The sequence below is a fragment of the Polaribacter sp. 2405UD43-2 genome, from assembly GCF_058147125.1.
This window is the reverse complement of record NZ_JBYVJX010000008.1, coordinates 82,314-106,170: the sequence shown is the minus strand read 5'-3', so window position 1 is coordinate 106,170 and position 23,857 is coordinate 82,314. Positions and strand designations below refer to the sequence as shown.

Here is a 23,857-nt window from a genome sequence, read left to right as displayed (position 1 = left end):
TTCCTTACACAAACACATTAAACAAAACTTTATTTACCTTTTCAACCCATTCCACCCTTGGGCTTTTAACTCAATTTCTTGGTTGGCTCTTGTTACTAAATTTAAACCTTGGTTTTCTGCAGTAATATGACCTATAATAGAAAAATTTGGGTTTCCTTTTATTTTATCAAAATCAGAAATTGGTACTGTAAATAATAGCTCATAATCTTCGCCACCACTTAAAGCAACCATTGTAGAGTCTAACTCAAATTCTTCGCAAGTAGAAATTACTTGTGGATCTAAAGGCAACTTGTCTTCATAAATTTTACATCCTACTTTACTTTGTGTACAAATATGAAAAAGTTCGGAAGAAAGTCCGTCAGAAATATCAATCATAGAAGTAGGTTTTACATCCAATTCTTTTAATAAACCAGATACATCTTTACGAGCTTCTGGCTTAAGTTGGCGTTCAATTAAATAGGTGTAATTGTCTAAATCTGGCTGATTATTTGGATCTACTTTAAAAACTTGTTTCTCTCTTTCTAACACTTGTAAGCCTAAATATGCAGCACCAACATCTCCAGAAACCACAATTAAATCGGTTTCTTTAGCAGTGTTCCTGTAAACAACATCTTCTTTATTTGCTTTACCAATTGCAGTTACAGAAATTAAAATTCCTTTGGTAGAAGAAGTGGTATCTCCGCCAATTAAATCAACCTTATACGTTTGGCACGCTAACTGAATTCCGGCATACAATTCTTCAATTGCTTCTAGAGGAAATCTGTTAGAAACTGCCATAGAAACTGTAATTTGTTCTGCAGTTCCGTTCATAGCATACACATCAGATAAATTTACCATAACAGCTTTGTAACCTAAATGTTTAAGCGGCATATAACTTAAATCAAAATGTACGCCTTCTATCAACAAATCTGTAGTAATTAAAGTTTGTTTTTCTGAGGATGATAAAACTGCGGCATCATCTCCAACAGCTTTTATGGTTGATGAATTTTCTACTTTAAAATACTTTGTAATATGATTAATTAAACCAAACTCACCAAGTTCGGCTAATGATGTTTTTTGTGGATTCTTATCTTCTAACATCTTGCAAAGATAGTTACATTCTAAAAAAAGGGCATCAGTTCTTTAAAATAGATGTTGGTGTTTTTTAAATTTTATGTAGTATTTTTGAAAGAATAGCCTACAACTTATACTAATACTGTATTAGTACGTTATATTTGAATAAGCTTTCTTTTAAAAATAAATGTAAAAATGATTAAAAAAAGTTTCTTACTTGTTTTTTTTGCAGTAATGAGTTGCTCTAAAAATGATGTTTTTAATGGTGTAAATCAAATTATTATCAACCCAATTGCAAAATGCGAAAACGGTTTTGCAGGAGAATACCCTTGTAATGATTACGATTTGTTAACTCATATTGATACAAAAGAATTAGGTGATGCAGATACTACAGGTAATGATTGTTGGGGTTGGGTAGATCCATCAACCAAAAAAGAATATGCTTTAATAGGCACAAATCAGGGAGTCACTTTTATAGATATTAGTAATCCAAAAGAAGCTATTGTTTTAGGAACTTTAAAAACAAACACTGTAAATAGTTCTTGGAGAAGCATAAAAGTATTCAATTCAATAGCTTATATAGTGAGTAAAGCTAAAGATCATGGAATGCAGGTTTTTAGCTTACAAAGATTAAGAAATGTAAAAAATGCTCCTGTAGAATTTACTGCGGATAAAATATATACAGGTTTTGGTAGTGCACAGGCTATTGTAATAAATAAAGAAAGTGGTTTTGCCTATGCTACTGACACTAAAAAAATAGGAGGTGAAAGTAGTTTTAATGGCGGACCTCATTTTGTAAATATTAATAAACCTATACAACCCAAAGCTGCAGGAGGTTTTGCTGATAATTCTTACTCACATAATACCCAAGTGGTAACTTATAAAGGGCCAGATGCAGATTATACTGGCAAAGAAATTTTAATTGGTAGTAATAAAAACGAAGTAGTAATTGTAGATGTTACTGATAAAGAAAAGCCTAAAAAAATAACCAAAATAACGTATCCAAATATTGGTTACACACATCAAGGATGGTTTACAGAAGATTTTAAATTTTTTATTTTAGGTGATGAATTAGACGAAAAAAATAACGGTGTAAATACGAGAACAATCATTTTCGATTTTACAGATTTAGACAAACCTATGCTTCATTTTGAATACCAAGGAAATACAGCAGCCATTGATCATAATGGTTATGTGAAAGGAAATCTTTATTATCAAGCAAATTATACAAATGGTATTAGAATTATTGATATTTCTAATATTGAAAATAAAATATTTACTGAAGTTGGTTTTTTTGATACTCATCCAGAAAATAATAATACAGAAACCAAAGGTGTTTGGAGTGTTTATCCTTTTCTACCAAGTGGAAATATTATTTTAAATGATGTTAACAATGGCTTTTTTTTAATCAGAAAAAGTAAATCATAATCCAACACCAAAAACCGTTAACTTTTTTTTAATCTAAAAAAACTATTTTTGACAGTCTAAACCACTGTTTATGAAACGTTTTATTATAGTAATATTTCTTTTTATTGGTTTTTTTTCGTCAACAAATGCGCAACAAATTAATAGTATTGCTGAGACTGAAGCAAAATCTGCTGCTAAAAAAATTCACTTTAAAGCAAACCCTAACACTGCTAATTACGATATTACTTATCATAAATTAGAATTTACGGTAGATCCTGCTGTGGCAAGTATTGCAGGAAAAGTAACTACAACTTTTACAGCAAAAGAGAATTTAAATACGGTTACTTTCGATTTAGATGATAATCTTACGGTTTCAAAAGTTACTCAGAATACAAATAACGTATCATTTTCTCAAAACTCTAATGATGAATTAATTATCACGCTACAAAACACTTTAAATAAAGGAAATTCTACTTCGGTTGTCATAACCTACAGTGGCAACCCAACAAGCAATGGTTTTGGCTCTTTTGAAATAAGTAAACATAATAAAACGCCCGTTCTTTGGACACTCTCAGAACCTTATGGAGCATTAGGTTGGTGGCCTTGCAAACAAGATTTAAACGATAAAATTGATGAAATTGATGTTTATATTACTGCCCCATCTCAATATTCTGCAGTTTCTAATGGTTTAGAAATAAGCCAGACCACAAATTCATCTAATAAAACCACACATTTTAAACATCAATATCCTATTCCTGCATATTTAATAGCAATTGCTGTTACTAATTATCAAACATATTCTCATACTGTTTCTAATAATGGAAACCCTTTTCCGATAGTTAATTATGTGTATCCAGAAAGTTTATCTTATGCGCAAAACAACACAGCAATAACTGTTGATATTATGAATCATTTTATCAGTTTGTTTGGTAATTATCCTTTTGAAAATGAAAAATATGGGCACGCTCAATTTGGTTGGGGTGGAGGAATGGAGCACACCACAGTTTCTTTTATGGGAAATTTTGATAGAAATCTTATTGCACACGAATTAGCGCATCAATGGTTTGGTAATAAAATTACCTGCGGAAGCTGGAAAGATATTTGGTTAAATGAAGGTTTTGCAACTTACCTTACAGGATTAACTGTAGAAAATTTAGATGGAGAAACCGCTTTTAAAAACTGGAGAAATTCTAATGTTAGCGCAATAACTTCTAGTACAGACGGAAGCGTTTATTTAAAAGACTCAGACACTACAAGTGTTAGTAGAATTTTTAATAGCAGATTAAGTTATAAAAAAGGCGCAATGGTTTTGCACATGCTGCGTAAAAAACTAGGAGAAACTCTTTTTTTTAAAGGAATAAAAAATTATATAACAGATTCTAAATTAGCTTATAATTATGCAAAAACTCCAGATTTAATTGCGCACTTAGAAGCTTCTAGTGGTTTAAGTTTAGATGAATTTTTTAATGATTGGGTGTACTATCAAGGGTATCCAAGTTATACTTTAAATTGGCATCAAACCGCTACAAAAACACTTCATTTAGAGTTAAATCAAACGCAAAGTAATGCTTCTGTTTCTTTTTTTGAAGCCAAGGTTCCAATCAGATTAACAGGTACCAATAATGAAATTTTAGACATTATTTTAGACAATACTACAAACTCACAAACCTTTGTAGAAAACGTTTCTTTTGTAGTAAAATCGATTGAAATTGATCCTGATTATCATTTAATATCAAAAAAAAATACTGTTTTAAATCTTGAGAATCATTCTTTAAGTACAGATAAAATTTCTTTTTATCCGAACCCAACTTCTTCTATTTTAAATATAAAAACTTCTAATCATATAATTATTAAAAATACTATTGTTTATAATACTATTGGTAAAGAAGTATTTAATTCTACTCATAAAAAAATTAATTTAACAACGCTTACTAAAGGTGTGTACTTTATTAAGGTAATTACCAACAAAGGATATCTCTACAAAACAATCGTCAAAAAATAACAATCCTTTTTTTAAAACAATCAACAAAACCAATTGTTACATTACCTTTCGCAATGAAAGTTTCCTTTATTTATTCGACTTATATCGTATATTTGCAAACAATTTAGATTTAATCTATTTAAAATTATGATAAAAGTTTCAGACACAGCAAAGAAAAAAGTCATAGAATTAATGACCGATGATGGCTTTGATGCAACAACAGATTATGTTAGAGTAGGTGTAAAAAGTGGTGGTTGTTCGGGTTTATCTTATAATTTAACTTTTGATAACAAAAAAGAAGAAAACGATAAGGTTTTTGAAGAAAATAACATAAGAATTATTGTTGATAAAAAAAGCTTTTTATACTTAGTAGGTACTACTTTAGAATACTCAGGTGGTTTAAACGGAAAAGGATTTGTATTTAACAACCCAAATGCAAACAGAACTTGTGGGTGTGGAGAGTCTTTTAGTTTATAAAACTATTAAAAGATTGAAGGATTAAAAAATTGAAATGAAACAATTTGAGGATTTAGAGGTGTATCAAAAAGCATTTGAATTTTCAATCAAAATATATAAAATAACAAAATCTAAAACATTTGATTATAATATTAAAAACCAAATCCAAAGAGCAGTCTTATCAATCCCTTTAAATATTGCAAAAGGATTTGAATTACAATCAAATAAGCAATTTGTAAAATTCTTATATATAAGTAAGGGGTCTTGTGGAGAAGTAAGAAGCTTATTGAAGATTTGTGAAAGATTAGAATATATAGAAAGTAAAAATATACAAGAATTAATAATTGAGAGTGAAAATATCTCTAAACAATTATCCAAGTTCATTAACTATTTAAAAAAGAGTGAGATTTATTAAATTTTTTAATTTTTCAATCTTTTAATAATTATGAAGTATACAGAAGACGACTTAAGAGAAGAATTAAAAACCAAAGAATATGAATATGGTTTTTATACAGATATAGAAAGCGAAACCTTTGCTAAAGGGTTAAACGAAGATGTTGTACGTGCAATTTCTAAAAAGAAAAATGAACCCCAATGGATGACCAATTGGCGTTTAGAAGCATTTAGAGTTTGGCAACAAATGGAAGAACCAGAATGGGCAAATGTGCATTATGAAAAGCCAAAATTTCAAGACATTGCTTACTATTCTGCACCAAAAGAAAAACCAAAATTAAATTCTTTAGATGAAGTAGATCCTGATTTATTAGAGACTTTTAAAAAATTAGGAATCTCTATAGACGAACAAAAAAAACTAGCCAATGTTGCTGTAGATATTGTTATGGATTCTGTTTCTGTGGCAACTACTTTTAAGAAAACATTAGCGGAAAAAGGTATTATTTTTATGCCAATTTCTGAAGCCATTCAAGAACATCCAGAATTGGTAAAAAAATATATTGGTTCTGTGGTGCCCACTACCGATAACTTTTATGCGGCATTAAATTCGGCCGTTTTTTCAGACGGATCTTTCTGTTACATTCCAAAAGGCGTTAGATGTCCAATGGAATTATCAACCTATTTTAGAATTAACGAAGGTGGTACAGGACAATTTGAAAGAACCTTAGTTGTTGCTGATAAAGGAAGCTATGTTTCTTATTTAGAAGGCTGTACAGCTCCGCAAAGAGATGAAAATCAACTACATGCAGCTGTAGTAGAATTAATTGCTATGGACGATGCAGAAATAAAATACTCTACCGTACAAAACTGGTACCCAGGAAATGCAGAAGGAAAAGGTGGCGTTTACAATTTTGTTACCAAAAGAGGTTTGTGCGAAACCAATGCAAAAATTTCTTGGACACAAGTAGAAACGGGTTCTGCTGTAACTTGGAAATACCCATCTTGTGTTTTAAAAGGAAACAATTCTGTGGGTGAGTTTTACTCGATTGCAGTAACAAACAATTACCAACAAGCAGATACAGGAACTAAAATGATTCACTTAGGAAACAATACTAAGTCAACCATTATTTCTAAAGGTATTTCTGCAGGTAAATCTCAAAACTCTTACAGAGGATTAGTGCAAGTAAGTTCGAGAGCAGAAAATGCGCGTAATTTCTCTCAATGTGATTCTTTATTAATGGGAAATGAATGTGGTGCTCACACTTTTCCGTACATAGAAACAAAAAATAAATCGGCACAAATAGAACACGAAGCAACTACCAGTAAAATTGGTGAAGACCAATTATTTTACTGTAATCAACGTGGTATAGATACAGAAAAAGCAATTGCATTAATTGTAAACGGATTTAGTAAAGAAGTGTTAAACAAACTACCAATGGAATTTGCTGTAGAAGCACAAAAATTATTGGAAATATCTTTAGAAGGTTCTGTGGGTTAACAGGTTTCTAAAGTTAAAAAGTTGAAAGTTTTTAATGTTGTGCTTTCTACTTTTAAGAAGTTTTGAAAATAAAATAATACAACTAACAATTATAAATTCAAAAACATAAGAGTTGAACTTTTTAACTTTAGAAACTTTCGACTTTAAAACTAATAGTAATGTTAAAAATAGAAAATTTACAAGCAAGCATTGATGATAAATCAATTTTAAAAGGATTGAATTTAGAAGTAAAAGCTGGTGAAGTTCACGCAATTATGGGACCAAATGGTGCTGGTAAAAGTACCTTGGCAAATATTATTGCCGGTAAAGAAGATTACGAAGTTACCAGCGGATCAATTAAATTAAATGATGAAGACATTAGCGAATTAGCTCCTGAAGAAAGAGCTCATAATGGTGTGTTTTTGTCTTTTCAATATCCTGTAGAAATACCTGGAGTTTCTGTTACAAATTTCATTAAAACGGCTATTAATGAAACCCGTAAAGCAAAAGGTTTAGAAGATATGCCTGCTAAAGATATGTTAAAAAAGATTCGTGAGAAATCAGAATTATTAGAAATCGACAGAAAATTTTTAGGGCGTTCTTTAAACGAAGGTTTTTCTGGAGGAGAAAAGAAACGTAATGAAATCTTTCAAATGGCAATGTTAGAACCAAAATTGGCAATTTTAGATGAAACTGATTCTGGTTTAGATATTGATGCTTTGCGTATTGTTGCAAATGGTGTAAACAAACTAAAATCTAAAGACAATGCAGTAATTGTAATTACACATTATCAACGTTTGTTAGAATACATTGTGCCAGATTTTGTACATGTTTTACACGATGGTAAAATTGTAAAATCTGGAGATGCTTCTTTAGCTTTAGAACTAGAAGCAAAAGGTTATGATTGGATTAAGCAAGAATTGGTTTAGTAAAAAGTTTAAAAGTAAAAAGTTTAAAAGTTTGAGAGGTGATAAAGTAGAATAAAACTTTAGAAACTTTAAAAACTTTCAACTTTAAAACTAAAAAAATGGAATTAAAAGATAAATTATTATCATCGTATGTGGCTTTTGAAAATCGTGTAAATATTAATACAGATGTACATGAAATTCGCTCAAAAGCACTTCAAAATTTTGAAGATTTAGGTTTCCCTACAAAAAAATTAGAAGCTTGGAAATACACTTCTTTAAATTCGGTTTTAAAGCAAGATTATAGCTTGTTTCCTAATAAAGTTGTGGCTATTGAATTGGCTGATGTAAAAAAGTATTTTATTCATGAAATAGATACTTATAAAGTTGTTTTTATAGATGGTAAGTACAGTTCGTTTTTGTCGCAAACTACACATGAAAACTACGATATTTGTTTAATGTCTGCGGCATTAAATAAGCCAAAATATAAATCTGTAATAGATAAGTATTTTAATAAAGTTGCTAAACAAGACAATTTAACTTCGTTAAATACTGCCTTTGCAACAGAAGGAGCTTACATTAATATTCCTAAAAATACTGAGGTTTTAAAACCAATTCAGATTATAAACTTTACAACTGGTTCTGAAGCTGCAACAATGTTGCAACCAAGAAATTTAATTATTGTTGGCGAGAATTCTCATGTTCAAATTATAGAGCGTCATCAAAGTTTAACAAGCAATGCTGTTTTAACAAATGCTGTTACAGAAATTTTTGCAGATAAGGCTGCAAATGTAGATTATTATAAAATTCAGAATGATAAAACTACTGCATCTTTAGTAGATAATTCTTACATAGAACAACAAGCTAACAGTGTGGTTTCTGTGCATACTTTTTCTTTTGGAGGCAATATCACCAGAAATAATTTAAACTTTTATCAAAAAGGAGAGCACATAGATTCTATCTTAAAAGGAATTACAATTATTGAAGGAAAACAACATATAGATCATCATACTTTAGTGCATCATATAGAACCCAATTGCGAAAGCCATCAAGATTATAAAGGTATTTATAATGATCGTTCTACAGCTGTTTTTAATGGTAAAGTTATTGTTGAAAAACAAGCGCAGAAAACAAATGCATATCAACAAAATAACAATGTTTTAATGAGCAACAAAGCTACTATTAATGCAAAACCTCAACTAGAAATTTTTGCTGATGATGTAAAGTGTTCTCATGGTTGTACCATTGGTCAGTTAGATAGTGATGCGTTATTTTATATGCAACAACGTGGAATTCCGAAAAAAGAAGGAAAAGCTTTGCTAATGTTTGCTTTTGCAAATACCGTTTTAGAAAGTGTTAAAATACCCGAAGTAAAACAAAGAATTACAAAACTAATTGCATCTAAATTAGGGGTTAAAATTGGTTTTGATTTGTAAGCAATTCTGGCATTCTTTATGTATAGCAAAAACCACGCAATTTGTGCGTGGTTTTTACTTTTAAGAAAAGGCTTTATTTAATTACATGATTCTACAAGTTGTATAAAATCATCATCACTTGTTATTTCTTTTTCAGATTTATCGTCTAAAATTACAGTTAATGGGTATTTGAAATTAAAAAATTCTTCTTCTGTTAGTTTATCTACAAAAGTAAACAAAGCTTCATCGCTTTCTATAGTAACTTCTTTTGTATCTGTACTTGCATCACTTTCTTTTGTTACATTAATTGGATATTTAATATCAAAACAGATATTAACATCTTCGTTATTGTCTGAATAAAAACAGTCGTCAAAAGCTTTTTCTAATTCATTTAAATTAAGGATGGCTAATTTTGTTCCGTCTTCGTAAACAATGTTAATAGGGAATTTAAAATTAGGGTTTTCAGTTGCTTTTAAACCTGCAAAATAATGATCTAAATCATCATTGTTATTTATAGTGATATCTCCTTTTGTTGCAGAAACAACTGTAATAGGAAATCCTACTTTAAAACAAGAAAAATCATCAGAATTGATAAAAGAATCATCAGAATCATCATCTGTTGTACTTGGAGTACTAGAAGTGTTTTTTGTTGCTAAACGTGTGGCTTTTTTTAATCTTGTTTTTTTGTTTTCTTTAAGTGTTGCTTGTTTTTCATCATTACAAGAAATAGTGATTAAACTAAAATAATAGTTGTGTTATTATTTGCTAAATTGTATTTTAAACTTTGTTAATTTCTATCAATAGTACAGTCTTATATTTTTAAAATCTTTATGTACTAGTTATTTAGTATACTTAATATTTTCTAACAATTCATAAAAAAGTGGTTCTTCTTTTAAATAACGCAATTTTATTTTTTGCCCTTTTATAGCCTTCTTATTAAGACCAAATATATGTTGAATTAATGGCCCTTTATTTAATTTACCATCTTTATTTACAAAAGGAATAATTTCATAAGAAATGGTATAAGCAAAACTTCCATCAGGTGATTTTCCACTTTCAACTATTATTCCTGTTGTTTTTTTCCAATTTTTTGCTGAAGAACAACTTACAAGCAACAACCCAATTAATATTATTTTAAGTATTTTCATTTTTGATTTTTTTTTCACTCTTGGGTTATTTTCTTTAATGCAAGATAAACCTTATTCTATAATAAAACCTGTATCATTAAAAAAACCCTACACTTTTAAAAAAAATTTATTTAATTGAAGAATGCACCCTTTTTAAAAACTTATTTTCATCAAAGTTTTTTAAACCAAAACGTACAATTACCATTTCTTTATCAGGAAAAATATAGACTCTTTGTCCTTGATAACCATCAGCATAAAACATAGTTGTAGATACATCTTTAAATTGCTTTTCTGCATTCAGCCAAAATTGAGCTCCATAAGTTCCGTTAGAAGTTGGTGTTGGAGTGGTTACATAATCTACCCAATCTTTAGTGAATAATTCCTCTCCATTCCAATTTCCATTATAAAGATATAATAAACCAAATTTTGCCCAATCTCTAACAGTTGCCCAAGAATAAGAAGAACCTACATAATTTCCGCTTAAATCTGCTTCTAAGACCATAGAGTTCATTCCTATTTTGTCTATAAAATGGGTATACCAAAAATCTAAATATTTTTGATGTGTATTAAATTGCTTTCTTAAAATTCCTGACAATAAATTGGTAGTTCCAGAAGAGTAATTAAAGGTTTCATTGGGTTTACCAACCAAAGGTTTATTTTCTTGCATCTTGGTCATATCTCTCTCTAAAAAAAGCATTTTTGTAGCATCTGAGATTTCATCATAATTTTCATCCCATTCTAAACCAGAATTCATTTGTAATAAATTATTGATGGTAATATTTTTACGTTCATCATCTTGCCACGACTCAATTGGTGCTTTATCATTTACATTCAATTTTCCTTGATGTTGCAAAATTCCAAAAACGGTACTTAATATGCTTTTAGTCATAGACCAGCCCAAAAATTTAGAGTTTTTTGTAAAACCATTTGCATATTTTTCGGCAATAATTTGGTCTTTATAAATTACTAAAACAGCTCTTGTTAAATTCTTTTCTTGGAATAAAGTATCAATAGCAATATTTAAATTCTCATAATCTATATTACTAAAAACAGCATCTTTTTGTTCTCCATTTCCGTAAGGAAATGGCGTTACATTATCTGGTTTTAATCTTTTTGGCGATAAATAACTAGCTGTTTCATCTGCTTCTGTTAACGTTAAAACACTACCTAAACCTTCTCTAATTATTGCTTTTCTGGTTAATAAACCAAAAGCGGATGAAGTTGCAATTTTCTTCTTTAAATCAACTTTATCTGAGGCTAAACTAACAGGAGAAAAATTATTATCAGTTGCATCTGTAAACGCTAAGGTTCTATTGGCTACAAAAACTGAAGATGCTGTATTTTTGGCAGAATAACCAGATAAAATATTCAATTTCGGATAATTATAAATTACTGTTATTGCGATTAAAACTAGTAGCAACAACAAAATTCGTTTAAAAAATTTCATTTAAAAGAAGATTTAGTAATGTAAAAATAAGAAAAACATATTGCCTTTTTTACAAGTTTAAAAAATCAAGGTTTATATTTGTGTTTTAAATTAATTTGAATGATAAATGTTGATAAAATTCGAGAAGATTTCCCTATTCTTAAAAGAACAGTTCACGGAAAACCTTTAGTATATTTTGATAATGCTGCAACTTCGCAAACCCCTCAAATAGTTATAGATGCTATTGTAGATTATTACACCCATTACAACGCAAATATTCACAGAGGTGTACATACTTTAAGTCAAGAAGCAACAGATAAATACGAAGAAGCAAGAATTAAAATTCAACAACATTTTAATGCAAAACATACTTATGAAATCATTTTAACTTCTGGCACAACACATAGTATAAATATGGTTGCATCTGGTTTTGCATCACTTTTAAATAAAGGTGATGAAATTATTGTTTCTGCTTTAGAACATCATTCTAATATTGTGCCTTGGCAAATGTTATGCGAAAAAACTGGGGCTATTTTAAAAGTAATTCCAATGAAATTAGATGGTTCTTTAGATATGGAAGTTTATCATAATTTGCTAAATAAGAACACAAAATTGGTGTTTTGTAATCACGTTTCTAATGCTCTTGGAACTATAAATCCGATTGAAAAAATTATTGAAGCTGCACATAAAGTAAACGCCGCTGTTTTAATTGATGGAGCGCAAGCAACGCCACATATAAAACCAGATGTACAAGCTTTAAATGTTGATTTTTATGTAGCTTCTGCTCATAAGTTATGTGGGCCAACAGGAGTTGGACTGTTGTACGGAAAGCAAGAATGGTTGCAAAAATTACCTCCATATCAAGGAGGAGGAGAAATGATAGAAACCGTAACTTTTAATAAAACCACTTATGCAGGTTTACCTCATAAATTTGAAGCAGGAACTCCAAATATTTGTGGAGGAATTGCATTTGGTAAAGCAATAGACTATATGAATTCTATTGGTTTTAATAACATTGCTTCTTATGAAAACGACCTTTTAGAATATGCAACTCAAGAATTATTAAAGATAGAAAATTTAAAAATCTACGGAACAACATCTAATAAAACAGCAGTTATTTCTTTTAATATTGATGGAATTCATCCTTATGATATTGGTTCAATTTTAGATAAATTAGGAATTGCTGTAAGAACAGGGCACCATTGCGCACAACCTATTATGGATTTTTACAAAATACCAGGAACAATTAGGGCTTCTTTTTCTTTTTATAATACCAAAGAAGAAATTGATGTTTTTGTAGCTGGTGTGAAAAGAGCAACTATGATGCTTTCATAATCCTTTTTAACAAATTTAAAACAAAAAAGGTTGAGTATAAAACTCAACCTTTTTTTATAATAAACTAAAAGATATTCTCTTATTTTAATAGAGGAGAATAGTTTGTTGGGTAGTCTTTTGCTTTTGCTAAACCTTTTGTAGCTTTAGTAAAATTAGACTTAAATTTTGTATCAATAGCTTCTAAAATTTTATTCGCTAAAAGAGCATAACCTCTTGCAGTTAAGTGAACACCGTCTAAACTTATTAAACCACCAGTTACCAATTTAGTATTCATATTATACTCATCAAACATAATTCCAGAAGAAGCTTCTGTTAAAATCCCTTTAAAATCTACCAAAGCAATATTAGGATTCGCAGCAACAACTTCATCAATAACAGTATTATAAGCATCTGTTGCTTTTTTAATATTAGCTTGCTCTTCTGGTGTTAACACCCATTTATCTGCTAATGCAACAGCAACACCATTAATACTTAAAGGGTTTTTAGGGTCTGCTAGAGTACCTATAAAAGAAGAACTTGTTAGTACTAATAAATCATCTTTAGTTGCTTGTCTAAATTGTTTTAATCCTTTAAAAGCTGGATTTAATTTTTCTAAATCAGTTAAATTTTCATCAATAATTACAACAGCATTTTGTCCGGCAGCAAACTTTATAGTTCTTTTTGCAATTTCTGCATCTGCCTGAGCTTGTGTCATTAATTTTAATTGTACTAAACCTGCAAAAGCCTGTTTAATTCCTCCATTATACTTTGCATAAGCCCCATTAACTAATCCTGCAGTTGCATCATCCATAGGAACTGGATTGTAAGGTACTGTAGTAAAGTGTGCTAAAGAAGTAATATAAGGAACGTTTGCAACAACTCCTTTTGCTCCTTTAGAAGTAAGAGTTGCCACCATAGTTGTAAATGCTTTTTTAAACACATCTGCATTTGTAATATCATTTGCTCCATAATCTGCTGGACTAACCATATTATCTGATTGATAAATAGCATTAGAAGCTGGAACAGCTGGTGAAAAAGGAGTAGCTTTTTGCTCTGGATTATATCCTCCATTTGTTGCAAAACCTAAAACATCATTTCCTCCTATTTCGCTTAAAGTAAAAAATGTTGGACTTTGTGCCATAGCATCACCTAAAACTGTAGCTGTACCACTTGAAGCCATTCTTGCATAATACGGATTTGCTTTCTTAACTGGAACTCCTGCTGGGTTACCATAACCTTCCGCCAAAAAGTGAAAGCTTTTTGCACCAGGAACTCCAAAATTATTTAAACTGCCAGAAACTTTTTTAGTAACTTCAGTTGTTGGAGTTGCACTTAAAGGAACAGGTCCTTTACCGTTAAAATATAATCTAGGTCCTTGTATCACATTGCCAGCAAATAGTAAACCTCCAATATTATCATTCATTAAAGGCTGGTTAAAATCACCTCCATTTGCCATTTTAAACTTACCTGCTAAAATATTTGGAAAAGAATTTTCTTGTGATGCTTTAAACAAAGCATTGTCTGTAAAACCTGCAGTAAAAGAAGCTCCTACTGCTACATATTTAGAGAAATCTAATTTATCACCTACATTTAATTTTACTTCTGGTAAAACCGCTTCTTCTATTGGAGCTAAATCATTATTTACATCACATGACATAAAACCAATAGATAAAAGAAGTAATCCTATATATTTATAATTTTTCATAAGATAATATCGTTTTTTTAATTATTAATTGTCCAAGATAAATAGTACTGAGAGCCAATAGCACCAACACCAGGTGCGCTTAAGTATTCTTTACCTGTAAGGTTAGCTCCTCCTAGTTTAAATACCGATTTTATAGAAGGGATCGCATAGTTTATTTGTGCATCTAAAACTGTTCTTGCATCTACAGTACCTTCTAAGAAGCTTGATTGCCAGTAGAAATCATTTTGCCAACGCACGTTTACATTAAATCCAAAATTTTCAAACAAATCTGTTTTACCAAATTGTAATTTTACTTTGTGTTCTGGCGTATTAAAACCAGCCTCAAAATCTTTATCTTGAGATTCATCAAAATCAAATTTAGACCATGTGTAATTTACTCCTAAGTTAAAACCATCTAAGATTTTTGTATTTACTCCTAAACCAACACCATAAGATTTTACATCTACTGCAGAGTTGGTTTTAACACTAAATGTTGTTATTAAATCTCTATTCATTAAATTGCTAACTGTTGGACTTGTAGTTTTATCTAGCAAAACAACCACATCTTTATTGGCAATAAAGTTTTCGTAATTGTTATAGTAAGAACTTAAATCTATAGATAATCTATTATCGCCAACTGGTATAATTCCACGATATCCTACTTCAAAAGCTGTAACTTTTTCTGGTTTTACAAAAGCGGTTTTAACTAATGTAGGCTTTCCTTCTGTAATAGAGCTAGCAGAATACCCTCTAGTAAAAGCATCGTTTCCTGTTATGGTAAAACTTTTATTGGCAGAGTTTGTAACAACGGTAGAAAACCTATCTAAATTATCGGGTGCTGTTCCTAGAATAAAACCAGCACCTGTTCCTAAACCTATATATTGATCTTGTGTTGTAGGGTTTCTAAAACCTGTTTGAAAAGAGGCTCTAAAGTTTTGATTTTTATCTTCACCAGCTGCATAGGCTAAAGAAACTCTTGGAGAGAAGTTACCATCAAAGTTTTGTGATTTATCATAACGTACAGATCCTGTAAATTTTAACCTATCGTCTAAAAATTTCTTTTGAACTTGAGAGTAAACACCAAACTCATCAAAAGTTATTGGAGAATTTCCATCGGTATAAATTGTACCAAAAGAATTTAAATTATATTGTCTGTAAGAACCTCCTACTTGAACTTCTGCCCAATCTATATAATCTCTTAAATTTAAATTACCATCTGCATGATAATAACTGGTGTTGTCTTTAAATTTAGCTCCTTTTGTTACATCTGGATCTGAAACTACTTCGTTAAAAAGTTCATTAAATCTAGCTGTACCTACTTCTGGTCTAGGGTTTTTACCTCCATTTGCTAAATCTTTATTAACAAAGTTTCTTGCAAACTGATGAGATCCACTCATAAGATATCCAGCAGCATATTCTCCAAACCACTTTTGGTTAGATTTCCATTTGCTATTAATATTAATTGCCGCAAAACGGGTATCGTAAGAATCTCCTGCGTCTTCGCCTGTATAATAACCTCTTACATAAAAGTTTTTCCCTTTAAATTCTAATTTATGTTGCTCCATAAAGAAGTTTTGAATATTATATCTGTTTTGACCTTGGTATATTGTATTACCAACACCGTATTTTGTATTCCAAATAATTTCTAAACGATCATTACCCAAAGGTCTATAATTTAATGACCCTCCGAATTTTACACTTTTAGCTTCGTTAGTCATTAAATCTATATCTCTATAACCATCTCTACTTACTCTACCAATTGCACCACCTAGATCAACAACAACTTCATCTCCATATATGTTTACTCCGTTATAATCATTTCTCGTATTTCTATCTCCAGGTAAATATGTTCCTCCAATAGCAGATGAATTTCTATAATCTGTAGCGTGCCATTCTTCTCCTTTTAAATAAGAAAGCGTTGCTTTGGCTGCAAAATAATCGGAAAAAGCATATGCCATACGAATACTTGTGTCGTAAAAAGGATTGTTGCCAGCGGCTTGTTGTTTGGTCATACCAGACTTAAACATAACGCTAATTCCTTGGTCATCAAAAGGACTTTTACTTTCCATTAACATAATACCATTAAAAGCATTTGCTCCATATAAAGCAGAAGCAGCACCAGGTAAAATTTCAACACTTTTAACATCTAAATCAGACATTCCTAATAAATTACCAATAGCAAAGTTTAATGCAGGAGATGCATTATCCATACCATCTACTAATTGTATAAAACGCTCATTACCAAAAGTGGCAAATCCACGAGTATTTACAGTTTTAAATGTAAACCCACCTGCATTAATATCTACCCCTTTTAAATTTTCTAAACCATCATAAAATGAAGGAGAGGAAGTGTTTTTTATAGCTCTAGCATCTAACCTTTCTATAGTTACAGGAGATTCCATAACACGCTCTGGAGTTCTAGATGCAGAAACAACTATTTCATCTAAAGAAGTTTCATTTTCTGTAAGATTAACCTCAATTTTTTGATTGTTTTTTGTAATCTCAACTTTTTCAGGTTTGTACCCAATTAATGAAATTTCTAAAGTGAAAGGAGGGTTATCTGCAACTTTTAACACAAAATTCCCATCAAAATCTGTGTTTGTTCCAAGAGCTTTTCTTGCAACTTTAACGTTTGCTCCAGGAATTGTTTCTCCTGTTTTTGCGTCTTTAACTGTACCAGTAACAGTGGTTTGCCCAACCATTGATAAGCTACCAAAAGCTATAAACGCTAGAAGTAAAATCTTTTTTATCATAATTTGAATTATTTGTTAACTAATTTGCAAAATACAATTTTTTTTGAATTTCCTATTGTTATCACCATAAATTTATGTTTTTCTAAAAAGTTTGATCCTTTTTGTATCATTATAAAAAAGTTTTAAACTCATAATTTGATGTTTATTTTTAATGATTAGATATTGTACATTTGTGTTTTTAAATTCTTTTTTGTTGATTACACTTCAAAATATTTCTACCTTTTCATCCAAAGAAAAAACTTTTGTTACCATTGGTACTTTTGATGGTGTTCATTTTGGACATCAAAAAATTATTGAAAAATTGGTTTTAGAAGCTAAAAAAGCGCATAAAAAATCGGTATTACTTACTTTTTTCCCTCATCCAAGAATGGTGTTACAAAAAGACAGTGCTATTGAGTTAATCAACACTATTAAAGAAAAAACAGCGCTGCTAAAAAAAACAGGTTTAGACTACTTAATTATTCATCCTTTTAGTAAAGAATTTTCTAGAATGACAGCCTTAGAGTTTGTTAGAAATGTATTGGTAAATCAACTCAATATTTCTAAATTAATTATTGGTTACGATCATCATTTTGGCAAAAATAGAGAAGGTAATATTGTTCAATTAACAGAATACAGCCATTTATTTGATTTTACGGTTGAAGAAATTCCTGCGCAAGATATAGATGACGTTTCAGTAAGTTCTACAAAAATTAGACGCGCTTTAGCAACCGGAAATTTAAAAACTGCCAACAATTATTTAGGGTATAATTTTATGCTAACAGGAACTGTTATAAACGGAAAACAATTAGGTGGTAAAATTGGGTTTCCTACTGCAAATATTGATGTTAAAGAAAGCTATAAATTAATTCCGAAAACAGGGGTTTATGTAATAAAATCTACCATTGATAAAAAAACTATTTTTGGAATGATGAATATTGGAAGTAGACCAACTGTAGACGGAAATCATCAAACCATTGAAGTACATTTTTTTGATTTTAATCAAAATTTATATGGTAAAAACTTAACCATTGAATTGCTTTATTTTTTACGTGATGAACAAAAATTTGACTCAATTGATGCCTTAATTCATCAAATAAAAAAAGACGAAAAAACGGCAAGAGATTATATAAAAAACAATCTATAAATCTACATTGTTTAAGTCTTAAGCTTACTGTATCTTTGCTGCTTTAAAAGCATAGAAAATGTTACAAGTACAATTTATTAGAGAAAATAAGGAAACTGTTTTAGCAGGATTGGCAAAACGTAATTTTGCGAACGCAGAAACTATTCTTGAGCAAGTTTTAACTGCCGATGAAAATAGAAGAAAAACGCAAGTTGAGTTAGATAATACTTTGGCAGAATCTAATAAATTATCGAAAGAAATAGGAAGTTTTTTTAAATCAGGAGAAGTCCAAAAAGCAAACATTTTAAAAGAAAAAACGGGTCAGTTAAAAACAAAATCAAAAGAACTTGCAGAGAATTTAACTGGTTTTGCCAATGAGTTACAGAACCTTTTATATCAAATTCCTAATATTCCTCACACTTCTGTAAAAGCTGGGAATTCTGAAGAAGATAATGAGAAAATTTTTAGCGAAGGTATTATTCCTAATTTAGGCAAAAATGCATTATCTCATTGGGAATTAGCAAAAAAATACGACATCATCGATTTTGAATTAGGAAACAAAATTACGGGTGCTGGTTTTCCTGTGTATAAAGGAAAAGGTGCCAGATTACAGCGTGCATTAATCAATTATTTTATTGATAAAAATGTTGAGGCTGGTTATAAAGAATATCAAGTTCCTCATTTAGTTAATGAAGCTTCTGCGACTGCAACTGGGCAATTGCCAGATAAAGACGGACAAATGTATCACGCAACTGAAGACGATTTGTATTTGATTCCGACTGCTGAGGTGCCAATTACCAATATGTTTCGTGGTAATTTAATGCAAGAGTCAGATTTTCCAATAACTGCAACTGGTTACACACCTTGTTTTAGAAGAGAAGCAGGTAGTTATGGTGCGCACGTTCGTGGTTTAAACAGATTACATCAATTTGATAAAGTAGAAATTGTACGAATTGAACATCCAGAGAATTCTTACAATGCTTTAAATGATATGGTAGAGCATATTAAAAATATTTTAAGAGAATTAAAATTACCTTATAGAATTTTACGTTTGTGTGGTGGCGATACTGGTTTTACAGCAGCTTTAACCTTCGATTTTGAAGTGTTTTCTACAGCACAAGACAGATGGTTAGAAATAAGTTCTGCATCAAACTTTGAAACTTTTCAGGCAAATAGATTAAAATTACGTTTTAAAAATAAAGAAGGAAAAAGCGAATTAGCGCACACATTAAACGGAAGCTCTTTAGCTTTACCTCGTGTTTTAGCCGGAATTTTAGAGAATTATCAAACAGAAAACGGAATAAAAATACCAGATGTTTTGGTACCTTATTGCGGGTTTGATATGATTAAGTAGGAAGACAGAAGAATGAAGTGTGAAGTCACAGTTTACAGTACTTAAATTTCTAGTTTTAATCAAACTTTAAAACACAAATTTTAAGAGAAAAATTAGAAACTTTCTTCTTTTGGGAAATGTCTAAAAGACAAAAGGGCTATTAGTTTGCAACCACAGCAACCATTAATCTTTTATATCTGTTCATCTCTAAAAGCGCATTAAAGTAAGCACTAATTTGTCCGTTTTTCATAAACTCGATTGAGTTTTGTTTTGCAATTTCGTATTGTTTAGTTAGGTCTTTCATCATCTTAAATTGTTAGTTCATTTATAGTATATACAATTTCTATGCCAAAATGTTACAAAACAAGATTTAAAAATAGATGGGTTTAATAAAAATTTAACATTTTTGTTGATTATCTTTGAAAACGTATAAAACCCTCACAGAAGTATTTTTGTGTGATTATTTTATTAAACTAAAAGATATATTAACAGTAATTTTTTTCTTGAAAAATTTTTTCCTCTTTTTTTTCCTTACTATTAGTAGTATTAGCTTTGCTCAAAACGATTATTTTTTGGGCGAAAGTTATTACAGAGAAGGTGAATATGAAAAAGCAACTCAGGTTTTTAAAAAATTGTACGCCAAAAGCCCTTTTAACACCTCTTATTTAAGGCGATTGATTTCTTGTTATCAAGAAACAGAAAAATTTTTAGAAGCAGAAAAATTATTAAAATCAAAAATAAAAAAGAACCCACAACAAGGTTTTTTTTATGTGTATTTAGGCTATAATTACCAACGTCAGCAAAAGATTGAGTTCGCCAAAAAGAATTATACCTTGGCTTTAAATTCTATTGATAAAAATGCTTCTTATGGCGGAATTATTGCTCGTACTTTTAAAGATTACAACCTTTTAGACAACGCAATTTTAGCCTTTAAAAAAACAATGGCTAAAAACGAAAATGCCAATTACAGCTTTCAAATTGCACAGATTTATGGAGAAAAAGGCGACTTTAAAAAAATGTTTGAATCTTACATTGATTTGGTTGATAAAAACAGTAACTATTTCAGTTTAGTACAAAGATATGCCAGCAGATATATTACAGATGATGCCCAAAATGAAGCCAATATTTTATTCAGAAAAAGCTTGCTAAAAAAGTCTGCTAGTAACCCTAAAGATGTTTGGAATGTTTTATTAAGCTGGTTGTTTACACAACAAAAAGATTATAGAAAAGCATTGATTCAAGAAAAAGCATTGTACAAACGAAAACTAGAAGATTTAGCGGCTATTTTTAGTTTAGGAAAAATTGCTTTTGAAAATAAAAGTTTTGATGCCGCAAAAGAATCTTTTGAGTTTATCACACAAAACTCAACTTTAAACGAAGAAAAAATTGATGCTTTTTTATACATCACAAAAATTGCAATTGCAACTAATAATCTAGAAACTGAGCAACTCTTTCAGTCTTTATTTAAAGAATTTGGCAAAAACACTTTAACCTTAAAACTACAAGTAGAATATGCCAATTTTTTAACTTTTAAGCAAAATAAACCCAAACAAGCAAAACAAGTTTTAGAAAAAGCATTGACCTTTTCTCGCTCAAAATACGACAAAGCAAGAATTAAATTACAATTGGGAGATATTTTAGTTTTTACAGGAAAATATAATAAGGGTTTAATCTATTTTTCTCAAATTCAAACACAATTAAAAGGTGATGAATTAGCGCAACAAGCACGTTTTAAAGTGGCACAAACTAGCTATTTTAAAGGCGATTTTACTTGGGCTAAAGCACAACTAAAAGTCTTAAAAGGTTCTACAACACAACTTATTGCCAATGATGCACTTGAACTCTATTTAAAAATTGTAGATAATGAACCTGTAGATTCTATTCCGTCTGGATTAAAAGAATTTGCCAACGCAGAATTGTTGGCTTTTCAAAACAAAACACAACCAGCTATTGACACGCTGAGTATCATCAATAAAAACTTTAAAGGACAACCTATTGAAGACGAAGCGTTGTTTAAACAAGCAAAATTGTACATCAAACAAAAAGAATTTGAAAAAGCAATTTCAAATTTCGAAAAAGTGATTGCATTAAATCCTGAAGGAATTTTAATTGATGATGCGTATTATGAATTGGCAGAATTGTACTATCATCAAATAAACAACCCAGAAAAAGCATCAGAATACTATCAAAAGATTATTTTTGATTATTCTTCTAGTATTTACTTGGTAGATGCTAGAAAAAAATATCGAAAAATTAGAGGAGATAACTTATAGGAATTAATAAATAGTTGTTAGGTTTTAATTTAAAACGCTAACTATTTACCAACCACTAAAACCTAAATACTAGCAAAATGTACATATACAACGTAACAATAAATATAGATGATGCTGTTCATAATGAATGGCTCACTTGGATGGAAACTCACATTCTAAAGGTATTAAATACAGGTAAATTTCTTTCTGCAAAATTTACCGAAGTTTTGGTTGATGAAGAAATGGGAGGCAAAACTTATTCTGTACAATACACTGCAAACACCAGAGAAGATTTAGAAGATTATTACAAAGAAGATGCAGAAAATTTAAGAGTTGAAGGATTAAAAAAATTCGGCGATAAAATGTTAGCTTTTAGAACAGAATTAAAGGTGATAAAAGAGTTTTATCCTACTAGTGTTGGGAATTAATCATTAAGAATTAATTTATAAAAACAAGATACTAAATTTAATCTCTGATTTCTATAACTCTAAAACAAGAACTTCATTATCTTTAGACAAATCTAGACAAATATGGACAACAACATTCAAATGTTAAGAATTGAAGATGTTGCAAACAAACTAAACATTTCACAAAAATCAGTTCGTAGATATATTCATTCAGGGAAATTAAAGTCTAATAAAATTGGTGGCGTTTACAGAATTGAAAAAAGTGATTTACAACATTTTTTAAATCAATCTTCTTATAAGAAAAAAGAAGAAGTTGTAAAAAACAACCTGCGAAAATCATCTAAAACAGACCTTGTTAATTGGATAGACATTTCTGAAGAATGGGACAATCCTAAAAAAACAGCGTTTACTTCTGCAGATTTATTTTGTGGCGCTGGTGGTATGGCTAAAGGTTTTGAAATGGCTGGCTTTCATCAAATTTGTGGTTTAGATTGGTTTAAAGAAGCGGGGTTAACTTATAATCATAACTTTAAACACCCTTTTATTAATGGAGATATAAAAGATAAAGAAGTAAAAAAATCTTTTATATCAACCGTAAAAAAAGCTTTAAAAGGCAAACCTTTAACGGTTTTATCTGGCGGATTTCCTTGCCAAGGTTTTAGTATGTCTGGCAACAGAATTGTAGAAGACGAAAGAAATTCTCTTTACAAAGATATGTTAGAAATCATCAAAGAATTACAACCTAAATTTATTGTGGCAGAAAATGTAAAAGGTCTACGTTCTATGTTACAAGGTAAAGTAGAAGATAAAATAAAAAAGGACATTAAAAAATTAGGTTACAAAGTAAATGCTACTGTATTAAATTCTGCTGATTATTTTGTGCCTCAAAAAAGAGAAAGAATTATTTTTATTGCCAATAGAATTGATAAAAAAAATTATCATCCATCACCTTTATTAGAACCAGGTTCTTATATAACCACCAAAGAAGCCATAGAAGATCTTATAAAATTAGAAGACAACAAAGAGTTTAACCACGTTAGAACCAAACATAGTGATGCTATGAAAAAACGATTATCACAAGTGCCAGAAGGTAAAAGTTTGTACGATAATTATTCAGACTCTTGGAAAAAATGCCCTTGGAACGAAGCCAGTTGTACCATTAAAGAAAATCATGGAGGCGTAAATATTCATCCCATAGAACCTAGAGTAATTACGGTTAGAGAAATGGCCAGATTGCAATCTTTTCCTGACAGTTTTATTTTTAAAGGAGCCAAAGGAAAGCAAATGGTTCAAATAGGAAATGCTGTTCCGCCATTACTTGCAAAAGCTATTGGTTTGGCAATAAAACAAACAATAACTAAAAAATAAT

21 protein-coding genes are annotated in these 23,857 nt (G+C 30.1%); 14 read left to right on the top strand and 7 right to left on the bottom strand.

The annotated features are described in order from the left end of the window. Positions 1–33: 33 nt before the first annotated feature. Positions 34–1,080 (bottom strand): thiamine-phosphate kinase, encoded by a 1,047-nt coding sequence (gene thiL / locus ACY2RX_RS11735; RefSeq protein ID WP_490104177.1) that lies wholly within the window; start codon positions 1,078–1,080, stop codon positions 34–36. Positions 1,081–1,248: 168 nt separating this feature from the next. On the opposite strand from thiL, the gene ACY2RX_RS11730 reads away from it, so the two are divergent. From ACY2RX_RS11730 to sufD, 7 genes are all read left to right on the top strand, one after another. Next, positions 1,249–2,481 carry a choice-of-anchor B family protein gene (locus tag ACY2RX_RS11730; RefSeq protein WP_490104176.1) on the top strand — a complete coding sequence of 411 codons (1,233 nt, stop codon included), beginning with the start codon at positions 1,249–1,251 and terminating at the stop codon, positions 2,479–2,481. A gap of 70 nt (positions 2,482–2,551) precedes the next feature. Continuing rightward, entirely contained in the window at positions 2,552–4,462 is a 1,911-nt protein-coding gene (locus tag ACY2RX_RS11725) for a M1 family metallopeptidase (protein ID WP_490104175.1), read from the top strand. Between the two features lie 126 nt (positions 4,463–4,588). Next, a complete protein-coding gene (locus ACY2RX_RS11720) occupies positions 4,589–4,918 on the top strand; it encodes a HesB/IscA family protein (protein WP_490104174.1) in 330 nt (109 codons plus the stop codon). A 34-nt stretch (positions 4,919–4,952) separates the two neighbouring features. Beyond that, a complete protein-coding gene (locus ACY2RX_RS11715; protein ID WP_490104173.1) occupies positions 4,953–5,312 on the top strand; it encodes a four helix bundle protein in 360 nt (119 codons plus the stop codon). 30 nt (positions 5,313–5,342) lie between these two features. Further along, positions 5,343–6,788: a Fe-S cluster assembly protein SufB gene (sufB, locus tag ACY2RX_RS11710; protein ID WP_490104172.1), complete on the top strand. Its 1,446-nt coding sequence runs from the start codon at positions 5,343–5,345 to the stop codon at positions 6,786–6,788. A 158-nt stretch (positions 6,789–6,946) separates the two neighbouring features. Next, positions 6,947–7,696 carry a Fe-S cluster assembly ATPase SufC gene (gene sufC, locus ACY2RX_RS11705; RefSeq protein WP_490104171.1) on the top strand — a complete coding sequence of 250 codons (750 nt, stop codon included), beginning with the start codon at positions 6,947–6,949 and terminating at the stop codon, positions 7,694–7,696. 98 nt (positions 7,697–7,794) lie between these two features. Beyond that, the gene (gene sufD, locus ACY2RX_RS11700; protein ID WP_490104170.1) at positions 7,795–9,108 is read left to right on the top strand and encodes a Fe-S cluster assembly protein SufD; all 1,314 of its coding nucleotides are present in this window, start codon (positions 7,795–7,797) and stop codon (positions 9,106–9,108) included. A gap of 77 nt (positions 9,109–9,185) precedes the next feature. Here the strand turns inward: sufD and ACY2RX_RS11695 are convergent, their stop codons facing one another. Beyond that, entirely contained in the window at positions 9,186–9,326 is a 141-nt protein-coding gene (locus ACY2RX_RS11695; protein ID WP_490104169.1) for a hypothetical protein, read from the bottom strand. A gap of 265 nt (positions 9,327–9,591) precedes the next feature. Between ACY2RX_RS11695 and ACY2RX_RS11690 the strand changes: the two genes are divergently transcribed. Further along, on the top strand, positions 9,592–9,834 hold the full coding sequence (locus tag ACY2RX_RS11690; RefSeq protein WP_490104168.1) for a hypothetical protein: 243 nt from the start codon (positions 9,592–9,594) through the stop codon (positions 9,832–9,834). Between the two features lie 92 nt (positions 9,835–9,926). On the opposite strand, the gene ACY2RX_RS11685 is transcribed toward ACY2RX_RS11690, so the two are convergent. Continuing rightward, positions 9,927–10,235, bottom strand: coding sequence for a hypothetical protein (locus tag ACY2RX_RS11685; RefSeq protein ID WP_490104167.1), 309 nt, complete (start codon positions 10,233–10,235; stop codon positions 9,927–9,929). A gap of 106 nt (positions 10,236–10,341) precedes the next feature. Further along, positions 10,342–11,661, bottom strand: coding sequence for a serine hydrolase domain-containing protein (locus ACY2RX_RS11680; RefSeq protein WP_490104166.1), 1,320 nt, complete (start codon positions 11,659–11,661; stop codon positions 10,342–10,344). Between the two features lie 99 nt (positions 11,662–11,760). Here ACY2RX_RS11680 and ACY2RX_RS11675 point away from each other — a divergent pair, with 99 nt between their 5' ends. Continuing rightward, positions 11,761–12,975 (top strand): aminotransferase class V-fold PLP-dependent enzyme, encoded by a 1,215-nt coding sequence (locus ACY2RX_RS11675; RefSeq protein WP_490104165.1) that lies wholly within the window; start codon positions 11,761–11,763, stop codon positions 12,973–12,975. A gap of 79 nt (positions 12,976–13,054) precedes the next feature. Here the strand turns inward: ACY2RX_RS11675 and ACY2RX_RS11670 are convergent, their stop codons facing one another. Both ACY2RX_RS11670 and ACY2RX_RS11665 read right to left on the bottom strand, forming a co-directional pair. Next, positions 13,055–14,659 carry an SGNH/GDSL hydrolase family protein gene (locus ACY2RX_RS11670; RefSeq protein ID WP_490104164.1) on the bottom strand — a complete coding sequence of 535 codons (1,605 nt, stop codon included), beginning with the start codon at positions 14,657–14,659 and terminating at the stop codon, positions 13,055–13,057. 17 nt (positions 14,660–14,676) lie between these two features. Further along, a complete protein-coding gene (locus ACY2RX_RS11665; protein ID WP_490104163.1) occupies positions 14,677–17,391 on the bottom strand; it encodes a TonB-dependent receptor in 2,715 nt (904 codons plus the stop codon). 193 nt (positions 17,392–17,584) lie between these two features. On the opposite strand from ACY2RX_RS11665, the gene ACY2RX_RS11660 reads away from it, so the two are divergent. Together ACY2RX_RS11660 and serS are read left to right on the top strand one after the other, a co-directional pair. Continuing rightward, positions 17,585–18,517, top strand: coding sequence for a bifunctional riboflavin kinase/FAD synthetase (locus ACY2RX_RS11660; protein ID WP_490104162.1), 933 nt, complete (start codon positions 17,585–17,587; stop codon positions 18,515–18,517). Between the two features lie 58 nt (positions 18,518–18,575). Beyond that, positions 18,576–19,850 (top strand): serine--tRNA ligase, encoded by a 1,275-nt coding sequence (gene serS, locus ACY2RX_RS11655; RefSeq protein WP_490104161.1) that lies wholly within the window; start codon positions 18,576–18,578, stop codon positions 19,848–19,850. A gap of 139 nt (positions 19,851–19,989) precedes the next feature. Here serS and ACY2RX_RS11650 read toward each other — a convergent pair whose 3' ends face one another. Further along, a complete protein-coding gene (locus ACY2RX_RS11650; protein ID WP_181858184.1) occupies positions 19,990–20,133 on the bottom strand; it encodes a hypothetical protein in 144 nt (47 codons plus the stop codon). Between the two features lie 268 nt (positions 20,134–20,401). Here ACY2RX_RS11650 and ACY2RX_RS11645 point away from each other — a divergent pair, with 268 nt between their 5' ends. From ACY2RX_RS11645 to ACY2RX_RS11635, 3 genes are all read left to right on the top strand, one after another. Then, a complete protein-coding gene (locus tag ACY2RX_RS11645; protein ID WP_490104160.1) occupies positions 20,402–22,102 on the top strand; it encodes a tetratricopeptide repeat protein in 1,701 nt (566 codons plus the stop codon). Positions 22,103–22,179: 77 nt separating this feature from the next. Continuing rightward, positions 22,180–22,509, top strand: a complete 330-nt coding sequence (locus ACY2RX_RS11640; protein ID WP_490104159.1) for a DUF4286 family protein — start codon at positions 22,180–22,182, stop codon at positions 22,507–22,509. Between the two features lie 102 nt (positions 22,510–22,611). Then, the gene (locus ACY2RX_RS11635; RefSeq protein WP_490104158.1) at positions 22,612–23,856 is read left to right on the top strand and encodes a DNA cytosine methyltransferase; all 1,245 of its coding nucleotides are present in this window, start codon (positions 22,612–22,614) and stop codon (positions 23,854–23,856) included. Position 23,857: the final 1 nt, after the last annotated feature.